We start from the raw sequence: 23177 nt of genomic DNA, 5'->3' as shown, positions 1-23177 counted from the left end.
TTGAGACGAAATATCAGGTTGAGCGAATTAACCAAGTAATACGAGGATGGGTTAACTACTTCAGAATAGGCTACATGAAGGGATTACTAAGCAAGATAGATTCCCGCACAAGAGTTCGATTAAGAACGTGCATTTGGAAGAAATGGAAAACAGCCAAGAACCGCAGGAAGAACTTAATCAAACTCGGAATGGATAAATACAATGCCTATAAGTATAGCCACACAAGTAAAGGGGCCGTTCGCATCGCCTATTCGTGGGTACTTACTACGACAATAACAAATAAGAGATTAGCTAACTTCGGGCTAATCTCTTGTGTCCATCATTACAACAAAGTACATGCTTAGTATAAAATTGAACCGCCGTATACGGAACCGTACGTACGGTGGTGTGAGAGGTCGGAGGTTAATCACCTCCTCCTACTCGATATATGTATGGCGCATTTTAAGATTTTTATTTGATTTAACTAATAAAGCACCCAAAAATAGAAACGCTCTAAAGCTAGATTTAAAAGTAAAATAAGGGGTGAAAAACAAGTTAAAGTTGTCGTAACGAGTAAAAAAATGACAAAAAATAAGTGTGACAGTCTATGATAAAAGTCTGATAGAATAAAGAAAACAATGAATAGTAGAGGAAATGTTTTATGAAAAAAATGATCTATTCGAGTCTTACCGTTTTCACGATTGTTTTATCAGCTTGTATTCTCTTCTATTTCCTAACATTTGAAAAAAGTGAGGCAACTTTTACACTGATGGACGAAACACATCGTATAAATGCTCATACGATGAAGGAAAAAGAAAATCATGAAAAAGCAATTGATTCAGATATTCGATTTAGGGGACCTATTGAATATCCAGTACTAATTGATCTACCAAATCATGATCATCACAATATTAGTTTTAATCTTATAGGGCCGAATCAAAAGACGACATTTCATACCGAAGCAATGCCGATGACTTTTCCAGAGACATACTCAGAAATTAAAGGCATCTTAACATTTAGGGGTAATCATTTAAGAGATGCTCCAACTTTCGGTAATGTCAGTGAAGGGCTTTCTTTTTTAGATATTAGTTGGAACTTCCAAACATCTTCAAGTCCAAATTGGGGTGGCGGTGCTGGTTGGACTGGTCAACCTGTAATCATCGAGTGGGAAGATGACGTTAAACAACTGATGAATTTGTCACAACCGTTTAAGGAAAGAGAAGAGTTTGTAGAAGTGATCCAAGGCTCTTTAGATGGTCATGTTTATTTTTTAGATTTAGAAACAGGAGAGCCTACTAGAAAACCGATAAATGTTCGAAATCCTATTAAAGGAAGTGTTTCTGTTGATCCTAGAGGATATCCGCTTCTTTATGTCGGGCATGGTATCCCTCAATCAGGAAAAATTGGATTTTCGATTTATAGTTTAATAGATGGAGAATTACTTCACTTTATACCTGGTATCGATCCTTTTGCCTATAGAGAATGGGGTGCGTTTGATAGTTCGGCTGTCGTTAATCGTATGACGGATACACTATATGTTGGTGGAGAAAATGGTTTGTTTTATTCTTTAAAATTGCATACGAATTTTGATAGACAGAATGAAAAAATATCCATTCACCCAGAAACGATAAAGCTAAGATATAAGGTCAATGGAAATCAATATCAGGGAATAGAAAATTCTTTAGCTATATATAGAAACTTAGCCTTTTTTGCCGATAATGGCGGTAGTGTTCTAGCAATGGATTTAACAAAAAATAAACCAGTATGGGCCTTAGGCAGATCGGATGATACCGATGCTACGATCATCCTTGAAATTGAAGAAGATGTGCCCTACTTGTATACAGGAACAGAAGTGGATAAACAAGGTCATAATGGAAAAGCGATGCTTAGAAAAATAAATGGTCTTTCAGGTGAGATTGTTTGGCAGAAAGACTATCCAGCATTTTTCTTTGACGGTGTGAATGGTGGCTTATTAGCTACACCGGTCATGGGGAAAAAGGATATTGAAGACCTAGTAATTTTTACAGTGGCTCGTTATAAAACGATGAGCGGCGGTGTTATGGTTGCTTTAGATAAGCAAACAGGTAAAGAAGTTTGGCGTTGGGAGATGGAAAATTATGCTTGGTCATCTCCGGTTGATGTTTATAGCAAGTCTGGAACGTCATATATTGTACAAGCCGATTCTGTAGGTAACCTGCATCTGCTAAAGGGAAAAACAGGTGAGTTGATTAGTACAATGAATGTTGGTGCTAATATTGAAGCGTCACCGGCAGTTTTTCATGACACATTAGTCGTTGCTTCCCGTGGTGGCCGAATTTATGGAATTAAATTAAAATAGGTAAAGAAAACATCGTGAAAGCCATTTGGTTCACGATGTTTTTTTCAGTTCTCTTATTTTATAAACCAAACTTTTGTAATCTTGTCGTTTTTCACTTCATAGATCGCGATTGCATAGACGTCAACTCCATTGGCTCTACCTGTTACATGTTCATGATCAATGACTCTATTGTTATTTACCATACGTGAAAGAAGGGCTGCGTGTTGGTTTGGGTTGGATTGAAATAATTGGTCATACCGTTCTCTCATTTTACCAATTCCCTTGTATAATAAAGTTGAAGGAAATTCATAAATTTCTACATCTTCGCTATAAACCGTTAAGAATTCTTCGAGGTTTTGATTATTATAGGCATCTAATTGTTTTTGTGCTAACTTTTCTGCTATGTTTTCCATAATGATCCTCTTTTCCATATATAAAATTTATAAGTAACTTTGTTTATTATTTCCGAATGAACACTTGATGCTCTTCTGACAAACTATTTTCATAGGCTTTTGCAATACCCATGACTTGAATGGCACTTTTTAATACAGTTTTGTACTTTAATGTTAACTCAAATTCATTATCAAATGGAAACGAACTTACCCTTATTTCATTTTGATTGATCCAGTTTGCTACAAAAGGATTGTTGTTACCTGTAAAAATTTCTGAGTTGGCAAACCCATTAACAAACCATGGATGTTCTAGTTTTTTACCGACGCCGGGTTCGTTAAGACAGATATACAATGATAGGTCATCTGAAAGTTGCAGTAAACGGAAATGTTCAAAAAGCAATTCATGATTAAGAGTTGTTATATTTTGTTTAATTTTTGCTTGTCTCTTCCGTTCATGATTTAGAAATTGAACCGCACGTTCATCCGTCGACTTCGAAAAGAACGAGCAGTAGTGGAGACTGCATAATAAACTTGCATACGGATTGGCTTGTTCAATTTCATCCAGCCCGATCTTGTAGAATGCTAGCTTCGGGATTAGCGGGAAATCGGAAAACGAGTAAGGCACTTGAGCTTGATCATTCCAAATAGGAGTTTCATCTAAACCGATCCAACTCCGGTCATGCTCATAAGCAGCATAACGTATATCTTTCATGAAATGGTTGGATTGGAGCAAGTCGGGTGAGAAGTGCTCAACGACTCTCCCTGAGAGAAAGGCGTGGTCATGTTGTTTTATCATTATAAATGCATCTTCGGTTTCTCTAATAATCATTACATCAACGCCCTTTCTATAATGAATACTTCTATTGTAACGATGTGCAGCTATTAGTTCAAAGAGAAAGACCAAATTGTGGATACGACTTTATTCTCATTGAGTTGTGAACAGGCATATATGAATAAAAAACGGGTATGTTAACTGTAGAGAAAAAAGGTAAGTAATAACAATTAGAAAACAAAAGTGCCTTAAGGAGTTGGTGTCGTGGGTAAAAAAAGTAATCTAGGACCAGGTTTTGTCATTGGAACTCTTATTGGGGGAATGATCGGCGCAACGAGCGCACTGTTACTTACACCAAAACGAGGAGAAGAGATGAGGCAAGATCTCTTTGAAAAAATGAACGTTACACCTTCTGAAGAAAAACCGCTATCTCATATGATTTTGGAAATGGGGAGCGAATGGGCTCAGGACCTGTTTGAAATAGACGAAGAGCAAGGAAATTTACAGCAAGAGGATCAAGGTGGCGGTGATACAGGGTATGTCGTCCACAGTATGCTGGAAAATATAGATGGAGAAGAACAAAGAGGTTGACAAGGAAGTCAGCCTCTTTATAATTTCTACATACTTTTAGTTTATAGTTGATAGGTGATGGTTAAGTACAATTTACAGCGAGTGAATGATTTTCTCTAAGTTTAGTTGGACAAGGGGCTGATCGTTCATTATTCGAAGATATATCCCATTCAACAGCTTTTTTTGCTGATCATTCAAGTGATCTAGATCCCATTTTTTATGAAAAACACCATATAGTTCGCAGTCCCTTAATTTCAAGAATAATGATATTTCTTTAAGGCTTTCTAAGTGTACAGAACGTTCGGTTTGATAACCCTTTAAAAAATGCATAAGGAATTCATGACCAAAATGATTTCTGTCTTGTTGGTTGTCGCATTTTAACCAGGTAGAATAGTATAAGGGAATGGCGATATCACTTATAAAATGATGATAAGAACAATCATCAAAATCAAATACAGTCATCTTGTCCGTCGCTTCATCATAAAAGAAGTTCCCTGAATGAACATCAGAATGAATCAGACCATAACGTATGGAGGACTTGGGTAATTGCTTGACCGCCTGTAGAACTTCATTTACCTTGGATAGCAACTTCTGACCTTTAGGTAAAAAAGGAGCAAACTGTTTGTCATACTCTTCAACCAGATCGGGGCGCTTTGTAATGAAGTCTGGTCGAGTATAGTTGACTGTTAATCGGTGGAAGCGACCAATCGTTTTCCCCCATTTATAAAATAATGTTTCATTAAATAACGACTCGGTTACTTTAACGGGACGACCTATTGCTTTTTCAAATAAGCTTACGAAAAATGAGGTATCCTCAGATTGGACCGTTTCAACCAAATTACCATTAATAGAAGGTAAGCAGCCGGAAACGGGTGCGTTATTATTATGTAAGTATGATAACCAATGGAGCTCAGCTTCAACTTGTTCTTTCGTTCTATGACTGCTGTGGGTTAATCTTAAGATGACCTCTTCACCGTGAGAGTTGATACCTTCAAATACGTAGTTTTCAAAGCTTCCTAATTTTTTTAAAGAGGTGAAAGGGATTTGAAAGCTAGTAGCTGCTTGAAGTAAAATATCATCATTTAAATATTGTTCAACTTCTTGTTCCATACGTTCACATCCTTTTTATTTATATTTTATAGACGTCAAAAAATAAAACATAGTTACAAATTTAACATTGGAGGACCTATCAATGAAAAAAAAGATCATTCTTATTGTAGATGATGAAAGCGATATGCGTGAATTGATTAGTATATGTTTACAAAATGACTATGAAACTGTAGAAGCAGAAAACGGGGAAGCTGCATTAGAAATTCTTGACACACAAAGTGTCGACCTTGTTCTTCTTGATGTAATGATGCCCATAATGGACGGTATTTCCGTACTGACTGAAATGAAACAATTAGAGAAAATGAAAGAAATTCCAGTCATATTATTAACTGCACTTGGAGATACAGATGATATCGTAAAAGGGTTAAATAAAGGCGCAGACGATTATATTGTTAAGCCATTTGAACCGCGGGAAATGGTTGCAAGAATTCAATCGGTGATAAGAAGATCGGCAATTAGTGAACAAACATTTGAAATACACGGCTTACTGTTTGATCAGGAAAAATATCAAGTATCCCACGATGGAAAAGTTGTTCCGTTAACGAAAAAAGAGTATCAATTATTTTTTCGATTGGCCAGTCATCCAGGAAGAGTCTATTCACGTGAACAATTAGTTGAATTGGAATGGGATTTTTCTTTTGATGGTGACGCTAGAAATGTGGATGCCCACATAAAAAATATACGTGAAAAGTTAAAGAAAACAGGATACACACAGAAAGTAATTGAAACGGTTTGGGGGATTGGTTATCAAGTCGTTGAAGACTTTTCGTGAAGATTGGAGGATACAATGAAGCTCTCTTCAAAACTAGCGATGCTCTTAGTTATTACCCTATTAGCGACAATATTAACGATGAGCTTTACGTTTTATATTCAGTCCAAAGAATTTTATCGAGATCACCTAACGAAACAGTTAGAACACCGACTAGTAGCTCATGCAGAAAGTATTGAAAATCACTTTGTGATTGATACGATATTACATGTATTAAAAATGGAAAAAGAAGATACCGTTAACTTTCTTCTTTTTGATGAACATTTAACTCCCTTAGTAATGGCACAGCCTATTGATGCGGATTTGATCGAGGCGTACCATATATGGATCGAACAAATTATTGATACAACAGTGCTTCACCCAAGTATCAAACAACCTATTACAGATTATGTTTCCATACGAGAACATCCTATTCAGCACATATGGTCGATGAAACCTATCTACGTAAATGAAAGAGTCAAAGGTTATTTGTTTATTGATCAAGACATGAGGGAATTCGAAACAACAAAAAATAATATCCTCCAACTTGTATTTATAATGAGTATTATCATTTTTATAGTAGGTCTTTTATTTGTTTTATATTTAACAAGAGTATTAACAAAACCACTGCAAATGATGGGTAGGGCAACGAATCAAATTGCTCAAGGGAACTTTGAGTATGAAATACAAACGACGGCTAATGATGAAGTGGGCAGGCTGGCTCAAGATATCCAACAAATGTCAAATCAATTAAAGCGTTATAATAATACAAGGAAACAGTTTCTGTCTCATATTTCACATGATCTACGAACCCCCCTAACGTATGTTAAGGCGTATGCTGCACTGTTAAAGGATCGAGAAGAGAACGATACATTGTGTAAAAAACAAGCAGAGATGATCTACAAGCAGGCTAAGAATATGGAGGTACTCGTAAATGATTTGTTTGAGCTGGCGAAATACGAGGAGGGGAATATACAACTTCATAAGGATGTTGTAAACTTATATTCTTGGTTCCATGATTTAAAGCTGGATTTTGATTTGAAACTCCAGCAGGAAAATATTAAATTAAAGCTAGAAATAGAGAATAACGAGTGGTCTGCATTTTTTGATAAAGAAAAGATGAAACAGGTAGTGAAAAATTTAATTGAAAATAGTATTCGTTATACTCCAAATGGGGAAATTCAAGTACGGATTGAAAAAAATGAACAGTTGCAGCAACTCGATATTTCAATCCAAGATAATGGACAAGGTATTCCAGAAAGTGAATTACCTTTTATTTGGGAACGATTTTATCGGGTCGATAAATCCAGAACATCTAAAAATGGTGGGAGTGGTTTAGGCCTAGCAATTGTAAAACATATTGTCGAACTTCATGGTGGAACAATTACTGTTGAAAGTAAGCCAGGGTTTGGTACAATCTTTACTATAGTTCTGCCACAGGGAACTGGATTGAAGGAAGATTGATTGGGGGAATAATGCGTTGCCTGAACTAATGAGTCAACTAATTGCACTTTTTATGCAATATCGAGAAATTACAACAATTATCGTCGTCGTTTTCTTTGTTTTTATCAATCGATGGTTATCAAAGCTTGTAATCTATTTACTTTCAAAATTGATTAATAAAACAAATAATGAATTTTTTATCTCGGTTTTAAATGCGTTTGAAAAGCCGCTTCGGACGTTTTTTATCTTTTTACCGATCTATATTGGAATAAAAACTCACGATCTTCCAATTGGCACCGAGCTATTAGTGGACCGTATTTTTAATACGATCGTTATTTTAGTTATTGGCTCAGGTTTAGTTAAGCTGTCAAGTAAGAGTTCAGCAGTGTTTGAAAAACTAAAAGAGAAGCTCGATGTAGAGTTTGATGATATTTTAATTCCATTTTTTTCAAAGGTTGTACAAGTTGTCGTTATTGCTGTGATCCTAAGTTTAGTTGCCCAAGCGTGGGGACATAACATTAACAACTTAGTTGCAGGTTTAGGAATTGGTGGACTGGCTGTTGCTCTTGCAGCCCAAAGTACATTAGGGAACCTTTTTGGCGGTGTTGTAATTATAACAGAAAAACCATTCTCACTTGGGGACTGGGTTAAGACACCTTCAGTAGAAGGCGTTGTTGAAGACATTGGTTTTAGAAGTACAAAAATTCGTACGTTTGCTAATTCCGTTATTATAGTCCCGAACTCAACATTAGCCAATCAAGAAATTGAAAACTTTAGTAACATGGGTAAACGGAGAATTATGTTTAACCTAGGTTTAACTTATCAAACGACTAGAGAGCAGATGCGTAAATGTGTCGACCGTATAAATGAATTAATCCAAAATCATGAAGAAGTTCACCCTGAAACGATTATGGTTCGTTTTGATAAATTTAATGAAAGCAGCTTAGATGTGTTTATTTATTTCTATACGAAAACAACGATTTGGAGCGAGTATTTAGAAGTAAAAGAAGATATTAATCTAAAAATAATGAAGATTTTAGAAGAAGAAGGAGCATCTATTGCCTACCCAAGTCGTTCTTTATATGTTGAAACCGTAGAGAAAGAAACAAAAGGTAAAGAGATTACTGCAGAAAGCTAGTAAACAAGGAAGAGGCTGACACTAGGTCAGCCTCTCTTTTATTTCATAGACGCTTTAGTGAATTAAAGGTACCTGGTACCATTTAAATGGTACCAGGTACCTTTTATATTCCATCAATAATTTGTGCGATTTAATTCTAGTTTTCCTAACGCCTCGTGCGATGGTCCATGATATCATAAAAGACAATAGTAAAGTCCTGGGTTTCAAAAAAATGTTACTAACCCAGGGAGTTATTTCTAGGTCTATTAGGTTATAATGAGAAACTATTGCAAACGGAGGGGTAGTAAATGGAAGTTATTGTGTATTCAAGTAAAGGCTGTCCTTATTGTGAGAAGGTAAAAACGGCGTTACAAGAGTGGGGGATCGAATACGAAGAACGAAATGTATCGATTGTAAAAGAGTATTATGATCAATTAAAAGAAAAAAAGATTATAGGTACACCAGCAACCTTAGTTAATGGGAAATTAATTCTAGGATTTCGAGAGAAGAAATTTAGAAAAGCACTTGGTTTACCTTTAGAAGGTGTGTAAAAGTCGAAAGCCCATGAGCATGACTATAAGATAATCAGTTTTGTAGATGTTTCATTTTCTATGTTATCAAATGTTACATCATTGTAGTTAGAACGGTTGGTTTATTATTATAATTGCCCTCAATACAACAGGTGTGGAGGGGTTATTATGAAACTTGAAAAGGAATTGATTTTTCCAAAAGGGTTTACGGTAAGAAAAGTGATCGAACTTGTAACAGCAAATGAACGTTTTGCCAGCAAAATCTACTTCCAAACGAAAAGTCATCAATGTAACGGAAAAAGTATGCTAGGATTAATGTCGTTTATGCTAATGACGACAATTGGAGAGTCATATATAATTTCGGTTGAAGGTGAAGATGCTGAGAAGGTAATTCAATTTTGGAACAAATTTGTAAGAGAAATTCACGAAAACACAACATTGAGCTACTGGGAGGAGGAGGGCGCTCAAACCGTTCAAGAAGCGATGTGCCAATCGATATCGTTCTGGAATTCCTCGGTTCGTTCAGTAGCTCAATCGTATTTAAAGCCGGGTAAAAAAGAGATATAACATTATAATTCTAGTTTTAATAGAGCAGCCTTTTTCCGTTCGTTGTAAAATAGACTGTAGCATCCAATTCCACAAACCAAACATGTAATCGCTGATAAAAGGTGGGCGCTTAAATAGGAATTAGTATAATCAATTAGAAGCCCGGTTACTATTGGAGAAACGAGCTGTCCAGCACTAAAGAATATCGTTACAAAGCCCATTGCGACTGGAATGTATTTCGCGTCAATATAGTCTCCTACACTCGCATTCATTATAGTCGGTACGCCCCATAGCGTTGAACCGTAAATAATCACTTGCATAAAAATGAAAAAACTGTCTGTGGAAAAACTAAGACCCATTAACATAAGGAACTGCGTAAAAAATACAATCATCAATGCAACCATTCTACCAACTTTATCAGAGACACTTCCCCAAACAAATCCGCTAATGATGCTGGCGATGCCTGCTGCCGCAAAAAAGTTTCCAGCTTGTTGACTTGTAAATTTAACGTCTGTAATTAAGTAGTCTACAAGGAAAGTTGAGAAAATTAAGTAGCTTACTCCCCATAAAAAGTAGATCGATCCAATAAACCAAAGTGTTTTGTTGCGATATACATTTTTGGGTTTAGCAACTGACGGTTCAGATGAGCGGATTTGTGATAAGCGACTGTCAGTTGCTCCAATGGGGTGTAATCCAACATCCTCTGGTTTATTTTTCAAAAGTATCCAATTGAGAAGTGCGATAATAATAACTAAAAAGGCAAGTAAATACCAGCTTAAGCGCCAGCCTTGATCGATATTGATAACAACTAAAGCGGGAACCACGAATCCGCTAAATACCATACCAATACCCGACCCTGCCATAGCTGTCCCCATAGCCATTCCTCTTTTTTTAGGTGAAAACCATTGACTTATAAGACCTAATGATGGAACGTAGGATCCTCCAGTCCCAAGCCCTGTTAGAAAGCATCCAATGTAGGCTATTAAAAAGGAAGGAGAATTTGCTGTAATCAGCATTCCTATTGCAATAACGATTAGTGAAGCAACAATGACTCTTTTTGCTGTGTATTTTAAGACAAAAAAACCTGAAAGCAGGACTGCAACTAAATAACCTAAAAAAATAGATGATGCAATTAACCCTGTCTCTCGATAATCTAGCAGTAAACCTTCTTTCATAAATGGAAGAATGGCTCCAAATGAAAAACGGCCAAAGCCAAGACAAGCTAATACACTGAGAACGATAAGGATGAGCATGAACCATCCTTTATGAAAAGAAGAAGACTGTTTCATTTCAACCAACCTTTAAGTGTTTATTTTGAAAATTCATACTAATTATTGTAATGGAATTTTCAGAAAAAACATAGAGGTAAAAAAGTTTCTGGGAATAATTTGGATCAGAAGAAGGGAATTCAATTACCATGAGGAATTATATACATATAAAAGTATAACCGAGTATGATTACTTCATAACAAAAAGGGAGAGCGTGGCGTTCTCCCTTAATTAAACTTAATACTTTAGTTTAGTAAATCTTCATATGGAGTTAAATCAATATTTTTACTTTTTAATAAAGCTACAGCACGTTTTTGCATTGGACCAGGAGAAGCTAAGATATAACCGCGGATCACATGGTCTTTCGTAACTTCTTCACCATTTGCTAATTCATTAATCTTTGCCTCGATACCTTTTTTGGCCATTGGTCTTACAAATACAGGTACTGGTGCTAATAATTCTTCTAATAAAGATGTTGCTTCAGCATTCCAACTCACTATGTTTCAATCCTTTCAAAAACTATAATATTTTTCAAACCTATTATATACATAATTGCTAGCCTATAACAATTTGTTAATTCTCCAAACCATACTTCGTTTAATTTCCCTGATCTAAAAATGATGCATATTTTTAGATTACAAAGGGTAAACATGTAACAAACAGTTATATGGACAAGCTTTAAATTTTATAGAACGTTATACTTGAAGTTAAAAAAGTTAGGTAGTTAACCTTTACAAATTAGGCTTTAATAAGGTCCAGAATAAGAGACTTAAGGAACGGTTATTTCACTTTTTAAGTTTGGAGGAGTACGGATTATGAAGCATATTACGTTTAAATTATCACTTGTGACATTGTTTGTGATTTTGACTATTTTTTCGATTGATTTTCTAAATAATCAATTCTCTTATAGCAATGGCGAGTACGATAATGGGGATTACGATATTGAGGAGACAATTGAAAAGAGCGGAGATGCAGGTACAGTATTTGCAGCCGATAAACAAATGATTAATAGGGACTGGATTGAAAAAGGAGTTGAGGGTCAGCTCGATCATATTGAGTTCCAACTAGGCACTGCAAAAGAGACGATTTTAGCGAGCAGGGGAGATGCAATTGATACAGGGTTTTATGAAGGAGGAGAGTTTTTTCGTTATGATGACGCAACCTTTTTTATTAATCCTGAGACGGACCGCTTAGTAGCCATTGCACTTTCTACAGAGGCATATGAGCTAGATGCAGCAAAGTTAAAAGAAGTGTTCGGTAACCCGGATGTTAGTGAACGAAATGAAATGGAAGGACTATGGATGTACGAATATTATTTAGATAAATATTCTCTCATGTTTGAAGCTGAAGAAGAGGATGGAAGAATATTATTTGCTTGGTTGAGAGAAAGACTGTAGGACCTCATGACGTTCTCGGTAAAAATAAATTTGAAGAATGAAAAAGCTGCACATCACAGTGCAGCTTTTTTGTAAGAATTCGAAGATGTCTAGCTCCAGGCGCCATCGGCTCGAGGTCGCTTCGGTCCACCAAACGTGGGGGTTCTCCAGTCCGTACTTTGCAACCCGGGCGATTACGTTTTTTAAAAATCGTTATTCAGTAATATTTTCAAAAATTGTAGTTACTTCAGGAGCCTCTTCAATAAGTCCAGCAGATAATAACCAGTCAATGACTTCTTGCCAAGATTCTTTGGTTTGACTACCAAAACTTTCATTTTCAGTTTCCATTTTAGAAAGAAGAATCTCTAAGCTCTGATCTTCAACTTCGCGAATAAGAGGGAAGTTGGCTTGGTCTTGATTTGCAAATAGAATATCTAAACTTTCTGCAGGGCTGTTTTTCATTTTCTCATATCCTTTTACAGCTGCGCGCCAGAATGCTTCAATCTCTTCACGTTTTTCTTCTAAATTATCTTCATTGGTTACAATAACTAACTCGTAGTATGCAGGAACACCGTAATCTATTGGATTGAAATAACGGATTTCATGTCCTTGGTGCTTTAACACAGGATATTCATGGTTAATATAAGTTCCAATCACAGCATCTACACGCTCACTTACTATTGAAGAACCTAGTTCGAAGCCAACATCCATTAAGTTTACTTGATTGTAATCACCGCCATCAGCTTCGACCATTGTCTTTAAAATTGGTTCATTAACAGGAATGCCAGGAAACCCAACCGTTTTTCCTTCTAAATCAGAAGGTGACTCAATGTCACTGTCTGCCATAACCATCATATGGTTTAAAGGAGAGCGAACAATAGCAGCGATAGAAACGACTGGAACATCTTTTGTGCGTGCCATAATGACATCAGGCTGATATGTAATCCCTAGAGTCACTCCGCCAGAAGCAGCGAGATTTATAGGATCTGTTGGGTTGGCAGGGAATACAATTTTTACATCTAATCCTTCTTCTTCAAAGTAACCTTCCTCTAATGCCGCGTATAAATAAGAATGGACTGCATTAGGATACCAATCTAGCATAATATCAATACTAGTTAATTCTTCTGTTTCAGCTGTGCCTGGTAAATTTCCAGCTGTTGCCTCTTCGTTTTCTTCTTGTTGATCATCAGCACCACACGCGACTAGGCTTAATGCGGTTGCAAGAGAAAGGACAAACATCGATAGTTTTTTCATGATTTTTTCCTCCATTTAAGTAAATAAGTTTCAAGTGCTTTAACGATTAAAAATAAAGTAATGCCAAGAATGGATAACCAGACAATCGGTGCAAAAACTCCGGCACCATCAAATTGGGTCATCATTCTGCGGCTAAAATAACCTAAACCTGCATTCGCCCCTAACCATTCACCGATTGCTGCTCCAATGACGCTTAAAGTAACAGCTACTTTTAAGCCAGAGAAGAAATACGGCAGAGCAGTTGGAACTTGAATTTTATAAAAGATTTGCCAGCGGTTAGCTCCCATTGTTCGTAATAAATCGATATGATCTTTACTTGTGGATCGCAGACCGTCAAATACGCCAATCGTTATTGGAAAGAATGTGATAAGAACGGTAACAAAGACTTTACTCCAAATGGTATAGCCAAACCACAACACGAAAATAGGTGCTAAAGCAATAATGGGTATGGTTTGAGATGCAATCACAATAGGAAAAAATGTTTTTTCAGCAAGTGTGCTCATGTTCATCCAAACGGCTAAGCTAACCCCAAAAACAACCGAAATAAACAGGCCAATGAGTATGACTTCTAGTGTTGCAAGTAAATGGACTTTAAAAAGAACGTCATGTAATTCAAGCATCTTCGCTAGTATTAATGTAGGTGATGGTAGAATAAAAGGTTTATTCACCTGATTTGCACCTATTTCCCAACCGATAAGCAGCAGGAGTAAAAGGACGACTGAACTTGTATAATGCTTTAATTGTTTCATAGTTTCACCTGCTGCCGTAATTCCCTGAGTAATTCACTTTTGATTGTTGCGAGTTCAGGTGACAGTAAGTCTTCTAGTTTTCTAGGCCGCGGCAGTGGCACTTGTATTTCTTTAAAAGTAGATAGTGGCGATTGCGAGAAAAGAAACACTCGATCCGATAAAAATAATGCTTCGTCTACATCGTGAGTAATAAAAACAACTGTTTTTTCAAGCTTCTCCCATTGATCTAGAAGCCACTCTTGCATGGATAGACGTGTTACTGCATCGAGTGCACTAAAAGGTTCATCAAGAAGTAATAGGTTCCCCCCGCCAAGCATGGCCCGTAAAAAAGAGACTCGTTGTCTCATTCCTCCAGAAAGCTGATGGGGATAGTCATATTCATGTCCTTTAAGCCCGAATTCTTCAAGTAGCTGCAAAACCTGTTCTTTTCTGTCTTTTTTAGTAAATCCATTAATTTCAAGTGGTAGAAACGCATTATCAAGGATATTTCTCCAGTCGAGAAGCATATCTTGTTGAGGCATGTAACCGACTTTGCCTAAGCGTTTCATTTCCTCTTCTCCATATAGAGAAATCAAACCTTTTGTCGGTTGTTCCAGCCCCGTTATTAATCTGAAAATAGTGCTCTTGCCAGATCCGCTCGGTCCTAATAAGCTTACAAATTCACCACTTTGGACGCTTAAAGATAATTGGTCAAGAATGGGCGTTACCTTTTCTTTCTTTTTTCCTTTATAGGAAAATGAAACTTCATCAAACGTAAGAACATTATTGCTCATCATCTGTTGGCCACATCTGTAAGTTGTAAGACATATCCCAGAACATATACTCATAGCGACTTGTATTTAGAAAAATTTCTTCAAGGGCTGTTAGTTCGGCTTCTGTTTTTCCTTCTGCTAGTTCGTTCATTAAAGTGATAAGCCAATCAGCTAGTTCCCCAAACTCTTCAGAGGCGTACATCTTTACCCATTCACCGTATGTTTCATTTTCAAGTGCTCCAGGAATTTTACTTAACTCAGTTCCAATCTCATAATAACTCCAAGTGCAAGGCAGGACTGCGGCAACGAGGTCTGCTAATGATCCGCGTTGGGAAACATTTAGCATGTATCCACTGTAAGCTAGAGTAGTTGGAGCGGCTTTTGTTGCTTCAAGTTCTGCTTCACTAATTCCAAGACGACTTGCATATTGACGATGTAAATCCATTTCTACATTTAATGTAGAGTCTAGTAATTTTGCAAAGATTGACATCGTTTTAAGGTCAGTTCCTTTAAGACTTCCTAATGCAAATAAACGAGCATAATCAATGAGATACAAGTAGTCTTGTTGCATAAAAAACTTAAACTTTTCAATATCTAACGTACCATGGCCAATTCCTTGAACAAACGGATGGTCATGGCTTTTTCTCCAAATTGGTTTTGCTTTTTTGTATAAACGATCTGTAAATTGCATTATAATCACTCCTTGATTTTTGGTTTTCTTATATGTCCTCCAGCGCTTGTCGCCGATTAACAGGAGCCTTCCACTTTTCGTGTGTTACACCATTCGTAAATGAATTGTGTCATAACTTTTGTAAATTGAACGAGTTGATCAATTGAAAGTTGTTCATTTACAGCATGGGCATGTTCGAGCTTACCAGGTCCATATATAACAGTAGGAATACCTGCTTCTCCAAGCCAGCCCCCATCTGTTACTGTGGGAGACATCCCCACTGTCGCCTTCTCATGAAGGACAGACTGATGAACATGAGCCAATGATTGAAGGCCGGCGTGCTTCTCATCAATTGCAAGAGAAGGGAAGATTTCACCGCGGTCTTCAATCATTGATGAGCCTCCCCAACGAAAGGTAGGCAGGTTTTCTCGGAGCCATGGGTCAGCTTTTGCTACATTAAGAATATGTTCCTCTATTTCTTTTGCAATCTCTTCATGGTTTTCATTTGGGTAAAAATGTACCGTAATCCATAAGGCGCATCGATCAGCTATGAAAGCAGCATGACGTCCACCTTCAATAACGGCTGGATTAATCGTTGTCATTCCAGCAGGAAATCCAGGGAATGATTTTGTAACTGCCCAATGTTTCTCAAGATCTTTTAACCCTTCAATAATTTTTGTCATTTTTTCAATGGCACTAGCTCCAAATAAACCACCACCGGCATGGATCATACTGCGCCGGTTTGCATCATGAAATGTTTGTGCACTTTGTATTGTAATCCAGCCGGTAATGACGCCGCCTTGTCCTTGGATTTGGCAGTCACTCGTATCGACAACGACAGCGAAATCAGCATTATACCCTCTTTTACAACACTCGAGTGTTCCTGCTTCACCAACTTCTTCACCGATGACCGATTGGAAGGTAAGATCTCCAGGAAGGTCAACGCCAGCTTCTTTTAATAGCTTGATAGCGAATAAAGCGCCAGCGAGACCGCCTTTCATATCAGCAGCACCACGCCCGTATAAGATATTATCTTTTACAACTGGGGTGAAAGGATCCTGATCCCAGTTTTCACCTTCTTCAATAGAAGCGACATCAATATGACCATTAATAAGGAGGCTGTTGTATTCTATAGAATTTGTTCCCGCTAAAACCCCAACTACATTTGGATCCCCATCATATACATCCCATTTATCAATCGTAAACCCTAAATTCTTTAAATATGTAGCAATAAATTCTTGTGCATCAGCTGTATTTCGAGCAGGAGGACTTGGTGTTTTATAGCGAATTAATGTTTTGGCTAGATCAACAAGTTCCTCTTTTCGCTCATCGATCTGGTGAAGTAGTAGTTCAATAGATGTTTTGGTCAAAATACTCACTCCTTTCAAATTATAAATGAAACACTGATCCTACTTAAAAATAGCATTAAAAAACCACTTCCGATTTGGAGGGAAGTGGTTGAATAGTCAGTACGAATTTAAATGTGAGCATCATTCGCTGTTCCGACTATCCACTTCCCTCCGCTAGTATTATCTAGATCAGGTACAAGGGTTTAGGCATTTGCCAGTCTCAGCTAATAAAAAGCACCCCTAGTGGACATTTCATATTAAGATTTAAATATTTTGCTTTGCTATTCTGAGTACAAAATTAACACACTTACAGTAGAAACTCAACCGAAAAATCAGAAAGTATTGAAACTATAAAGAGTTATGAGAATATCTGTTTCATAACAGGGGAGGAGTTGTATTTTTTTGTGTAACAGTTATTGTAAATCCTAGTATAGTGGGAGTGTTAGTGACCTAAAATTATTAATTTGTGGGATGGGCTTTAGGAATCGAGTATTATTTATTAAGTTAGTTTAAAAAGATAGACTGTAGTTTAGGCGTTCATAAAGATTATAGAAGTAGTTAAGGATAAAAGAAATATTAACTATATAGTCAAAAGATTGAATATTACGACTATTTGTAAAAGATCTAAAAAAATGAAAAAAGTGGTTGAGTTTTCTATTTATCTGTTATATTATAAAACTGTAAACAACAAACTGTAGTAATACAGAAAAAGTAAAGAAGTTGGGGTCAAGTGATTGAGACCTATTATTATCTACGAGTTGTGATCAACTAGTAATTATTCTCTATACACAAACTTACATAGCATTGATCAACTAGAAATAATACCTCAATCATAAATTAAAATTTTCTTAAGAAAAGGGAGATGGAGATTATGGCAAAAGTAAACATTCAAGAAGAAGCTAAGAAATTACAAGAACAGTGGGATAATGATCCACGTTGGGCTGGTATCGAGCGTCCTTATTCAGCTGAAGAAGTAGTTCGTTTACGCGGTTCTGTTCAAATTGATCATACATTAGCACGTTTAGGTTCACAAAAATTATGGAAACTTGTAAATGAAGAGCCTTATGTAAATGCACTTGGTGCACTTACTGGTGGTCAAGCGGTTCAACAAGTAAAAGCTGGACTAAAAGCAATCTACTTAAGTGGATGGCAAGTTGCTGCTGATGCTAACCTTGCTGGTCACATGTATCCTGACCAAAGTTTATATCCTGCAAACTCAGTACCACAAGTTGTTAAGCGTATCAACAACTCTTTACAACGTGCTGATCAAATCCAACATATGGAAGGCGAAGGCGAAGTTGATTATTTCGCACCGATCGTAGCTGACGCTGAAGCTGGATTTGGTGGACAGTTAAACGTATTTGAACTTATGAAAGGTATGATTGAAGCTGGTGCATCTGGTGTTCACTTTGAAGACCAATTAGCTTCTGAGAAAAAATGTGGTCACTTAGGTGGTAAAGTACTTATCCCTACACAAACAGCTGTACGTAACTTAGTATCAGCTCGTCTTGCAGCAGACGTTTCTGGTGTACCAACACTAGTAATTGCTCGTACAGATGCTGATGCAGCTGACTTAATTACAAGCGACATCGATCCATTAGATGCTCCATTCATTACTGGTGAGCGTACTCCAGAAGGTTTCTTCCGTACAAATGCTGGTATCGATCAAGCGATCGCACGTGGTCTTGCTTATGCTCCATATGCTGACCTTATCTGGTGCGAAACTTCTAAACCAAGTCTTGAAGAAGCGAAGCAATTTGCTGATGCTATTCATGCAAAATTCCCTGGGAAAATGCTTGCATATAACTGCTCGCCTTCATTCAACTGGGAAGCTAACCTTGACAAAGATACAATCGAAACTTACCAACAAGAACTTGGGAAAATGGGATACAAATTCCAATTCGTTACACTTGCTGGTTTCCACTCTCTTAACTACAGCATGTTTGAACTTGCTCGTGGCTATAAGACTCGTGGTATGGGGGCTTACTCTGAGCTTCAACAAGCTGAATTTGCTGCTGAAGAGCATGGTTACACAGCTACTCGTCACCAACGTGAAGTTGGTACTGGTTACTTTGACCAAGTATCTCAAACTGTATCTGGTGGTACTTCTTCAACTACAGCTCTTAAAGGTTCAACTGAAGAAGCACAATTCCAAAAGCAATAAGCAATCTAGCGTTTTTCTAACAAAACTCTCTCATCAATTTAAATATATTCTTGAAAGGCTGGCTGCAGATCGTAGTCAGCCTTCTTTTTGTCTGTTAAAGGTGCAAAAAAACGAGCACATCCCATGTGCTCGTTTTCGTCATTAATTTTGTATCAAAGGTTAGTCAACCTTTTTTTTCGCAATTAATATACCGTCGCTGTCAGCGTAAACATAATGATCAGGCTCCCAGTTTACTCCTGCAAATTGTACAGGGACGTTGGTATCACCTAGACCTTTTTTGATACTGCGAATTGGATTTGTTCCAATTGCGAATACTCCAATATTCATTTCGTTAATTTGTGCAGAGTCGCGAATGCAGCCATTAATAATAACACCCGCTAAATTTCGTGAAACAGCAATTTCAGCTAGGTTATCACCCATTAAAGCACATTTCTTAGACCCGCCACCGTCAACTACAAGGACACTTCCTTCAGGAACTTCTTGAAGAGCTTTTTTGACTAATACATTGTCTTCGAAGACACGTACAGTAGAAATCGGTCCTTCAAACGTTTTTTTCTGACCCCAAAATTGAAAGATTGGTTCAGCAAGTAGTAGTTGATCTCCATGTGCATCGTGTAAGTCAGCAGTTGGTATTGGCATAGTTTCTCCTCCTAGACTATTGATGAATAATTATTCGTCATATCCTATTAAAATTCCTGCTTTTTTGCTAAAGAATTTAAACAAGGAGAGAATATTTTTGTTATTGTGGGATGTTATAATAGAGCTCTGTTAGCTTTTTTGGTACAATCATACTATCGGAAAAATTCGTCATGTGTTTATGACGCAGAACGACATTTTTCTTATACTTATTTAAAAAGAAAGAAAATTATTGGAGGATTAAACTATGAAAATGATGGATGCAAATGAAATTATCTCTTTTATCTCAAATAGTGTGAAAAAGACACCAGTTAAAGTACATATTAAAGGTGATTTAGAAGGAATCGACTTCGGTTCTGAAACAAAAGCATTTATTACAGGAAATGTAGGTGTTCTTTTCGGAGAGTGGAAAGAGATCGAAGCTGCAATTCAGCAAAATGAAGCAAAAATTGAAGATTATGTAGTAGAAAATGATCGTCGCAATTCAGCGATCCCGTTACTTGACATGAAAAATATCCAAGCTCGTATTGAGCCGGGTGCAATCATTCGTGACCAAGTTGAAATCGGCAATAACGCAGTCATCATGATGGGTGCAAGCATTAACATCGGTTCAGTTATCGGCGAAGGCACGATGATCGATATGAACGTTGTAATGGGTGGACGTGCAACAGTAGGGAAAAACTGCCACATTGGTGCAGGTTCAGTATTAGCAGGTGTAATTGAGCCACCTTCTGCAAAACCAGTTGTAGTTGAAGATGATGTAGTAGTTGGAGCTAACGCGGTAATTCTTGAAGGTGTTACTGTTGGTAAAGGTGCAGTAGTAGCTGCTGGGGCAATTGTTACAGAAGATGTGCCTCCAAATACGGTTGTTGCTGGAACTCCAGCTCGTGTAATTAAAGAGATTGATGAAAAAACTAAAGGGAAAACAGAAATTAAGCAAGAATTACGTCGCTTAAACGAAGATAACTAATCAACTACGGCATTCATTGAGCTTCCGCTTGATGGATGCCTCAATTCTATCTAAAAGGAGGGCCACTCATGACAGATTGGCAAGGCCTTGATCAACAATATATGATGGCTACGTATAATCGTTTACCGATTACGATTGAAAAAGGCGAAGGGAATCAGCTTATTGATACGGAAGGAAAAAGCTACTTAGATTTATTTACCGGCTTAGCGGTTAATGTACTCGGTCACTCTCATCCGGAGATTGTGAAAACGATTAAGGACCAAGGTGAAAAGTTTTTACATATTTCAAACGTGTTTTTAAATCAACCAGCTATTCAATTAGCGAAAACGTTAGTTGAGCAGTCCATTGACGGAAAAGTTTTCTTTACGAATTCAGGGGCTGAAGCAACAGAGGCTGCGATTAAATTAATTCATAAGTGGACGAAAGATGGAGAAAAGAGTAATCGTGGTGTTGTCGTTCTAGAAAAGAGTTTTCACGGCAGAACATTAGGTGCAATAAAATTAACCCGGCAACCGGGTGTTTATCAAGATTTTCCTGTAACGGATATGCCGGTTTATGAAGTTGAACCTCATAATCTTGAACAGCTAGAAGATATCATTAAGACAAAGAAGCCTGCAGCTGTATTAATGGAACCGGTACTTGGATCAGGTGGTATTTTACCATTAGAAGAGGAGTATCTACGTGAGGTTGCTCGTTTGACGAAAAAATATGGTGTACTTTGCTGCATGGATGAAATTCAAACGGGTATTGGACGTACAGGAAAAATCTTTGCTTATCAACACGCAGGTATTTCACCAGATTTAATTTTATTTGCTAAAGGAATTGGCGGGGGCTTACCGCTTGGAGGTATTATCGTATCAAACGAATTAAGTCATCTATTTAAGCCTGGAGATCACGGGACAACTTTTGCACCTTCACCATTAAGTGCTGCCCTTGGTAATACAGTGTTCAAGGTTTTACTAGAAGATGGTGAGCTGGAGAAATCAGTGGCGCGTTCCAAATACTTACATGAAAAATTAAATCGTTTAAAAGACAAAAATCCTAAAATTTTAGAAAAAATTCGTGGTAAAGGAATGATGGTTGGTATAGTAACACTCCTTGCTCCTGAAGATGCAAAGAAGTTACAACGCGACCTGTTGGCAGAAGGCTATTTAGTCGATGTGACCCAACAAACGATCATTCGCCTACTCCCGCCGCTTACGCTCACGGAAAAAGAAATAGATGCATTCATCGAAGTTTTAGAGACAAAACTTCAGCTTGTACTGGAGAAGGAGCTTAACCAATGATTGATGGTTCTAAATTAGTTGAGGTAAGAAGAGCACTTCATCAAATTCCAGAGTTAGGGTTTGAAGAAGTGAAAACACAAGCTTTTCTATTAGAATATATCAACCAATTACCGCAGGCGTATCTAGAAATAAAAACATGGAAAACAGGGATCGTTGTAAAGGTTCAAGGCAGTGATCCTTCAAAGATGATTGGCTATCGTGCTGATATTGATGGGTTGCCTATGGATGAAGAGACATCTTATTCGTTTCGTTCGACTCACCCTGGGAAGATGCATGCTTGTGGTCATGATCTCCATATGACGATTGCTTTAGGAGTGCTTACCCATTTTTCAAAAGCCCAGCCTAAAGATAACCTTTTATTTATTTTCCAACCTGCCGAAGAAGGTCCAGGCGGGGCACAGCCGATGCTAGCATCAGATATTCTAAAAGAGTGGCGTCCTGATCAAATCGTTGCCTTACACATTGCTCCTGAGTATCCAGTAGGTACAATTGCAACAAGAGAAGGACTGCTTTTTGCAAATACGTCTGAACTATTTATTGATTTAAAAGGTCAAGGCGGCCATGCAGCTTATCCGCATACGACGAGGGATATGATCGTTGCCGGAGCATATTTAGTAACTCAACTTCAATCTATCGTATCGCGTAATGTTGATCCGCTTGATTCAGCCGTCGTTACAATTGGAAAAATTACTGGTGGCACGAAGCAGAACATCATTGCGGAAAAGGCACGTATTGAAGGAACGATACGAACGCTTTCCATTGAATCGATGCAAAAAGTCAAACAGCGAATTGAAGCACTTGTAAAAGGGATAGAAGCGGGGTTTGAATGTAGCGCAACAATCGATTACGGTGCAAACTATTGTCAAGTTTTTAATGATGAAAAGTTAACTCGCGAGTTTATTAATTTCACTCGTGATCATTCATCTATTGAGTTGATTGAATGTACAGAAGCAATGACTGGTGAGGACTTTGGTTATTTCTTAGAAGAAATTCCGGGCTTTATGTTCTGGCTTGGAGTCAACAGTCCATATGGTCTTCATGATAATCGTTTGGAGCCAAGTGAACAGGCGATAGAAGTTGCGGTCACACACTTAATTAATTACTTGCACTATAAATCAGAAAACTAGATCTTCACTATATGTGAGGGTCTTTTTTTATTTAGATTTAAAATCAGAATAA

Annotated in this window: 24 protein-coding genes and 1 riboswitch; of the genes, 13 read left to right on the top strand and 11 right to left on the bottom strand. The window is 37.4% G+C overall.

The genetic code is table 11. From position 1 onward, the window contains the following. Positions 1–344, top strand: a 344-nt coding sequence (locus tag N7Z68_RS07265; protein WP_275117793.1) for a group II intron maturase-specific domain-containing protein, incomplete at its 5' end; no start/stop codon positions are given. A gap of 296 nt (positions 345–640) precedes the next feature. Then, complete coding sequence (locus N7Z68_RS07260; RefSeq protein ID WP_275117792.1) at positions 641–2317, top strand: outer membrane protein assembly factor BamB family protein; 1677 nt, start codon at positions 641–643, stop codon at positions 2315–2317. 53 nt (positions 2318–2370) lie between these two features. Here N7Z68_RS07260 and N7Z68_RS07255 read toward each other — a convergent pair whose 3' ends face one another. Continuing rightward, positions 2371–2709: a nuclear transport factor 2 family protein gene (locus N7Z68_RS07255; protein WP_275117791.1), complete on the bottom strand. Its 339-nt coding sequence runs from the start codon at positions 2707–2709 to the stop codon at positions 2371–2373. 46 nt (positions 2710–2755) lie between these two features. Continuing rightward, positions 2756–3517: a DUF3891 family protein gene (locus tag N7Z68_RS07250; protein ID WP_275117790.1), complete on the bottom strand. Its 762-nt coding sequence runs from the start codon at positions 3515–3517 to the stop codon at positions 2756–2758. Between the two features lie 207 nt (positions 3518–3724). Between N7Z68_RS07250 and N7Z68_RS07245 the strand changes: the two genes are divergently transcribed. After that, a complete protein-coding gene (locus tag N7Z68_RS07245) occupies positions 3725–4051 on the top strand; it encodes a YtxH domain-containing protein (RefSeq protein ID WP_275117789.1) in 327 nt (108 codons plus the stop codon). 72 nt (positions 4052–4123) lie between these two features. On the opposite strand, the gene N7Z68_RS07240 is transcribed toward N7Z68_RS07245, so the two are convergent. Next, on the bottom strand, positions 4124–5140 hold the full coding sequence (locus N7Z68_RS07240; RefSeq protein ID WP_275117788.1) for a phosphotransferase enzyme family protein: 1017 nt from the start codon (positions 5138–5140) through the stop codon (positions 4124–4126). An 82-nt stretch (positions 5141–5222) separates the two neighbouring features. Between N7Z68_RS07240 and N7Z68_RS07235 the strand changes: the two genes are divergently transcribed. The 5 genes from N7Z68_RS07235 (at position 5223) to N7Z68_RS07215 (ending at position 9545) form a co-directional block, all read left to right on the top strand. Then, positions 5223–5912, top strand: coding sequence for a response regulator transcription factor (locus N7Z68_RS07235; RefSeq protein WP_275117787.1), 690 nt, complete (start codon positions 5223–5225; stop codon positions 5910–5912). Positions 5913–5927: 15 nt separating this feature from the next. Beyond that, a complete protein-coding gene (locus tag N7Z68_RS07230) occupies positions 5928–7352 on the top strand; it encodes a sensor histidine kinase (RefSeq protein WP_275117786.1) in 1425 nt (474 codons plus the stop codon). Between the two features lie 16 nt (positions 7353–7368). After that, complete coding sequence (locus N7Z68_RS07225) at positions 7369–8469, top strand: mechanosensitive ion channel family protein (protein ID WP_275117785.1); 1101 nt, start codon at positions 7369–7371, stop codon at positions 8467–8469. A gap of 287 nt (positions 8470–8756) precedes the next feature. Further along, positions 8757–8999 (top strand): glutaredoxin family protein, encoded by a 243-nt coding sequence (locus tag N7Z68_RS07220; RefSeq protein ID WP_275117784.1) that lies wholly within the window; start codon positions 8757–8759, stop codon positions 8997–8999. Positions 9000–9146: 147 nt separating this feature from the next. Continuing rightward, on the top strand, positions 9147–9545 hold the full coding sequence (locus N7Z68_RS07215; RefSeq protein ID WP_275117783.1) for an HPr family phosphocarrier protein: 399 nt from the start codon (positions 9147–9149) through the stop codon (positions 9543–9545). A gap of 2 nt (positions 9546–9547) precedes the next feature. Here N7Z68_RS07215 and N7Z68_RS07210 read toward each other — a convergent pair whose 3' ends face one another. Beyond that, positions 9548–10813, bottom strand: coding sequence for an MFS transporter (locus N7Z68_RS07210; protein WP_275117782.1), 1266 nt, complete (start codon positions 10811–10813; stop codon positions 9548–9550). A gap of 224 nt (positions 10814–11037) precedes the next feature. Beyond that, a complete protein-coding gene (locus tag N7Z68_RS07205; RefSeq protein WP_275117781.1) occupies positions 11038–11289 on the bottom strand; it encodes a DUF2621 family protein in 252 nt (83 codons plus the stop codon). Positions 11290–11607: 318 nt separating this feature from the next. On the opposite strand from N7Z68_RS07205, the gene N7Z68_RS07200 reads away from it, so the two are divergent. Next, positions 11608–12189 carry a hypothetical protein gene (locus tag N7Z68_RS07200; protein WP_275117780.1) on the top strand — a complete coding sequence of 194 codons (582 nt, stop codon included), beginning with the start codon at positions 11608–11610 and terminating at the stop codon, positions 12187–12189. Between the two features lie 192 nt (positions 12190–12381). Here N7Z68_RS07200 and N7Z68_RS07195 read toward each other — a convergent pair whose 3' ends face one another. From N7Z68_RS07195 to N7Z68_RS07175, 5 genes are read right to left on the bottom strand one after another with little or no spacing between them, the layout of a single operon-like run. Then, the gene (locus tag N7Z68_RS07195) at positions 12382–13422 is read right to left on the bottom strand and encodes an ABC transporter substrate-binding protein (protein WP_275117779.1); all 1041 of its coding nucleotides are present in this window, start codon (positions 13420–13422) and stop codon (positions 12382–12384) included. Further along, the gene (locus tag N7Z68_RS07190; protein WP_275117778.1) at positions 13419–14171 is read right to left on the bottom strand and encodes an ABC transporter permease; all 753 of its coding nucleotides are present in this window, start codon (positions 14169–14171) and stop codon (positions 13419–13421) included. The genes N7Z68_RS07195 and N7Z68_RS07190 overlap by 4 nt, the downstream gene beginning before the upstream one ends. Further along, entirely contained in the window at positions 14168–14944 is a 777-nt protein-coding gene (locus tag N7Z68_RS07185; RefSeq protein ID WP_275117809.1) for an ABC transporter ATP-binding protein, read from the bottom strand. Before N7Z68_RS07185 ends, N7Z68_RS07190 begins: the two co-directional genes overlap by 4 nt. Beyond that, positions 14934–15614, bottom strand: coding sequence for a thiaminase II (tenA, locus tag N7Z68_RS07180; RefSeq protein WP_275117777.1), 681 nt, complete (start codon positions 15612–15614; stop codon positions 14934–14936). Before tenA ends, N7Z68_RS07185 begins: the two co-directional genes overlap by 11 nt. 56 nt (positions 15615–15670) lie before the next feature. Beyond that, positions 15671–16963 carry an acetylornithine deacetylase gene (locus N7Z68_RS07175; RefSeq protein ID WP_275117776.1) on the bottom strand — a complete coding sequence of 431 codons (1293 nt, stop codon included), beginning with the start codon at positions 16961–16963 and terminating at the stop codon, positions 15671–15673. A 128-nt stretch (positions 16964–17091) separates the two neighbouring features. Further along, a riboswitch (TPP riboswitch) is annotated at positions 17092–17194 on the bottom strand. A 619-nt stretch (positions 17195–17813) separates the two neighbouring features. Between N7Z68_RS07175 and aceA the strand changes: the two genes are divergently transcribed. Next, on the top strand, positions 17814–19106 hold the full coding sequence (gene aceA / locus N7Z68_RS07170; protein WP_216828156.1) for an isocitrate lyase: 1293 nt from the start codon (positions 17814–17816) through the stop codon (positions 19104–19106). Positions 19107–19265: 159 nt separating this feature from the next. Here the strand turns inward: aceA and rraA are convergent, their stop codons facing one another. Next, the gene (rraA, locus tag N7Z68_RS07165; protein ID WP_275117775.1) at positions 19266–19745 is read right to left on the bottom strand and encodes a ribonuclease E activity regulator RraA; all 480 of its coding nucleotides are present in this window, start codon (positions 19743–19745) and stop codon (positions 19266–19268) included. A gap of 244 nt (positions 19746–19989) precedes the next feature. Here rraA and dapD point away from each other — a divergent pair, with 244 nt between their 5' ends. The 3 genes from dapD to N7Z68_RS07150 all read left to right on the top strand — a co-directional run bounded on the left by dapD (position 19990) and on the right by N7Z68_RS07150 (position 23125). Then, a complete protein-coding gene (dapD, locus tag N7Z68_RS07160; protein WP_275117774.1) occupies positions 19990–20712 on the top strand; it encodes a 2,3,4,5-tetrahydropyridine-2,6-dicarboxylate N-acetyltransferase in 723 nt (240 codons plus the stop codon). 68 nt (positions 20713–20780) lie between these two features. After that, positions 20781–21998, top strand: a complete 1218-nt coding sequence (locus N7Z68_RS07155) for an aspartate aminotransferase family protein (RefSeq protein ID WP_275117773.1) — start codon at positions 20781–20783, stop codon at positions 21996–21998. Further along, the gene (locus tag N7Z68_RS07150; RefSeq protein WP_373323116.1) at positions 21995–23125 is read left to right on the top strand and encodes an N-acetyldiaminopimelate deacetylase; all 1131 of its coding nucleotides are present in this window, start codon (positions 21995–21997) and stop codon (positions 23123–23125) included. The genes N7Z68_RS07155 and N7Z68_RS07150 overlap by 4 nt, the downstream gene beginning before the upstream one ends. Positions 23126–23177: the final 52 nt, after the last annotated feature.

It is taken from the genome of Alkalihalobacterium chitinilyticum, from assembly GCF_029028005.1.
Classification (GTDB): Bacteria; Bacillota; Bacilli; order Bacillales; family Bacillaceae_F; genus Alkalihalobacterium; species Alkalihalobacterium chitinilyticum.
Note: the sequence above shows the minus strand (reverse complement) of the source record. Positions and strands in the feature narration are given on the sequence as shown.

Excerpts from the sequence above, each read along its gene's own strand:
- N7Z68_RS07185 (WP_275117809.1), bottom strand. The coding sequence starts at position 14,944 with ATGAGCAATAATGTTCTTACGTTTGATGAAGTTTCATTTTCCTATAAA.
- N7Z68_RS07195 (WP_275117779.1), bottom strand. The coding sequence starts at position 13,422 with ATGAAAAAACTATCGATGTTTGTCCTTTCTCTTGCAACCGCATTAAGC.
- N7Z68_RS07215 (WP_275117783.1), top strand. The coding sequence starts at position 9,147 with ATGAAACTTGAAAAGGAATTGATTTTTCCAAAAGGGTTTACGGTAAGA.
- N7Z68_RS07260 (WP_275117792.1), top strand. The coding sequence starts at position 641 with ATGAAAAAAATGATCTATTCGAGTCTTACCGTTTTCACGATTGTTTTA.
- tenA (WP_275117777.1), bottom strand. The coding sequence starts at position 15,614 with ATGCAATTTACAGATCGTTTATACAAAAAAGCAAAACCAATTTGGAGA.
- N7Z68_RS07250 (WP_275117790.1), bottom strand. The coding sequence starts at position 3,517 with ATGATTATTAGAGAAACCGAAGATGCATTTATAATGATAAAACAACAT.
- N7Z68_RS07220 (WP_275117784.1), top strand. The coding sequence starts at position 8,757 with ATGGAAGTTATTGTGTATTCAAGTAAAGGCTGTCCTTATTGTGAGAAG.
- N7Z68_RS07230 (WP_275117786.1), top strand. The coding sequence starts at position 5,928 with ATGAAGCTCTCTTCAAAACTAGCGATGCTCTTAGTTATTACCCTATTA.
- N7Z68_RS07155 (WP_275117773.1), top strand. The coding sequence starts at position 20,781 with ATGACAGATTGGCAAGGCCTTGATCAACAATATATGATGGCTACGTAT.
- aceA (WP_216828156.1), top strand. The coding sequence starts at position 17,814 with ATGGCAAAAGTAAACATTCAAGAAGAAGCTAAGAAATTACAAGAACAG.
- N7Z68_RS07200 (WP_275117780.1), top strand. The coding sequence starts at position 11,608 with ATGAAGCATATTACGTTTAAATTATCACTTGTGACATTGTTTGTGATT.
- N7Z68_RS07235 (WP_275117787.1), top strand. The coding sequence starts at position 5,223 with ATGAAAAAAAAGATCATTCTTATTGTAGATGATGAAAGCGATATGCGT.
- N7Z68_RS07150 (WP_373323116.1), top strand. The coding sequence starts at position 21,995 with ATGATTGATGGTTCTAAATTAGTTGAGGTAAGAAGAGCACTTCATCAA.
- N7Z68_RS07210 (WP_275117782.1), bottom strand. The coding sequence starts at position 10,813 with ATGAAACAGTCTTCTTCTTTTCATAAAGGATGGTTCATGCTCATCCTT.
- N7Z68_RS07255 (WP_275117791.1), bottom strand. The coding sequence starts at position 2,709 with ATGGAAAACATAGCAGAAAAGTTAGCACAAAAACAATTAGATGCCTAT.
- N7Z68_RS07240 (WP_275117788.1), bottom strand. The coding sequence starts at position 5,140 with ATGGAACAAGAAGTTGAACAATATTTAAATGATGATATTTTACTTCAA.
- rraA (WP_275117775.1), bottom strand. The coding sequence starts at position 19,745 with ATGCCAATACCAACTGCTGACTTACACGATGCACATGGAGATCAACTA.
- N7Z68_RS07190 (WP_275117778.1), bottom strand. The coding sequence starts at position 14,171 with ATGAAACAATTAAAGCATTATACAAGTTCAGTCGTCCTTTTACTCCTG.
- dapD (WP_275117774.1), top strand. The coding sequence starts at position 19,990 with ATGAAAATGATGGATGCAAATGAAATTATCTCTTTTATCTCAAATAGT.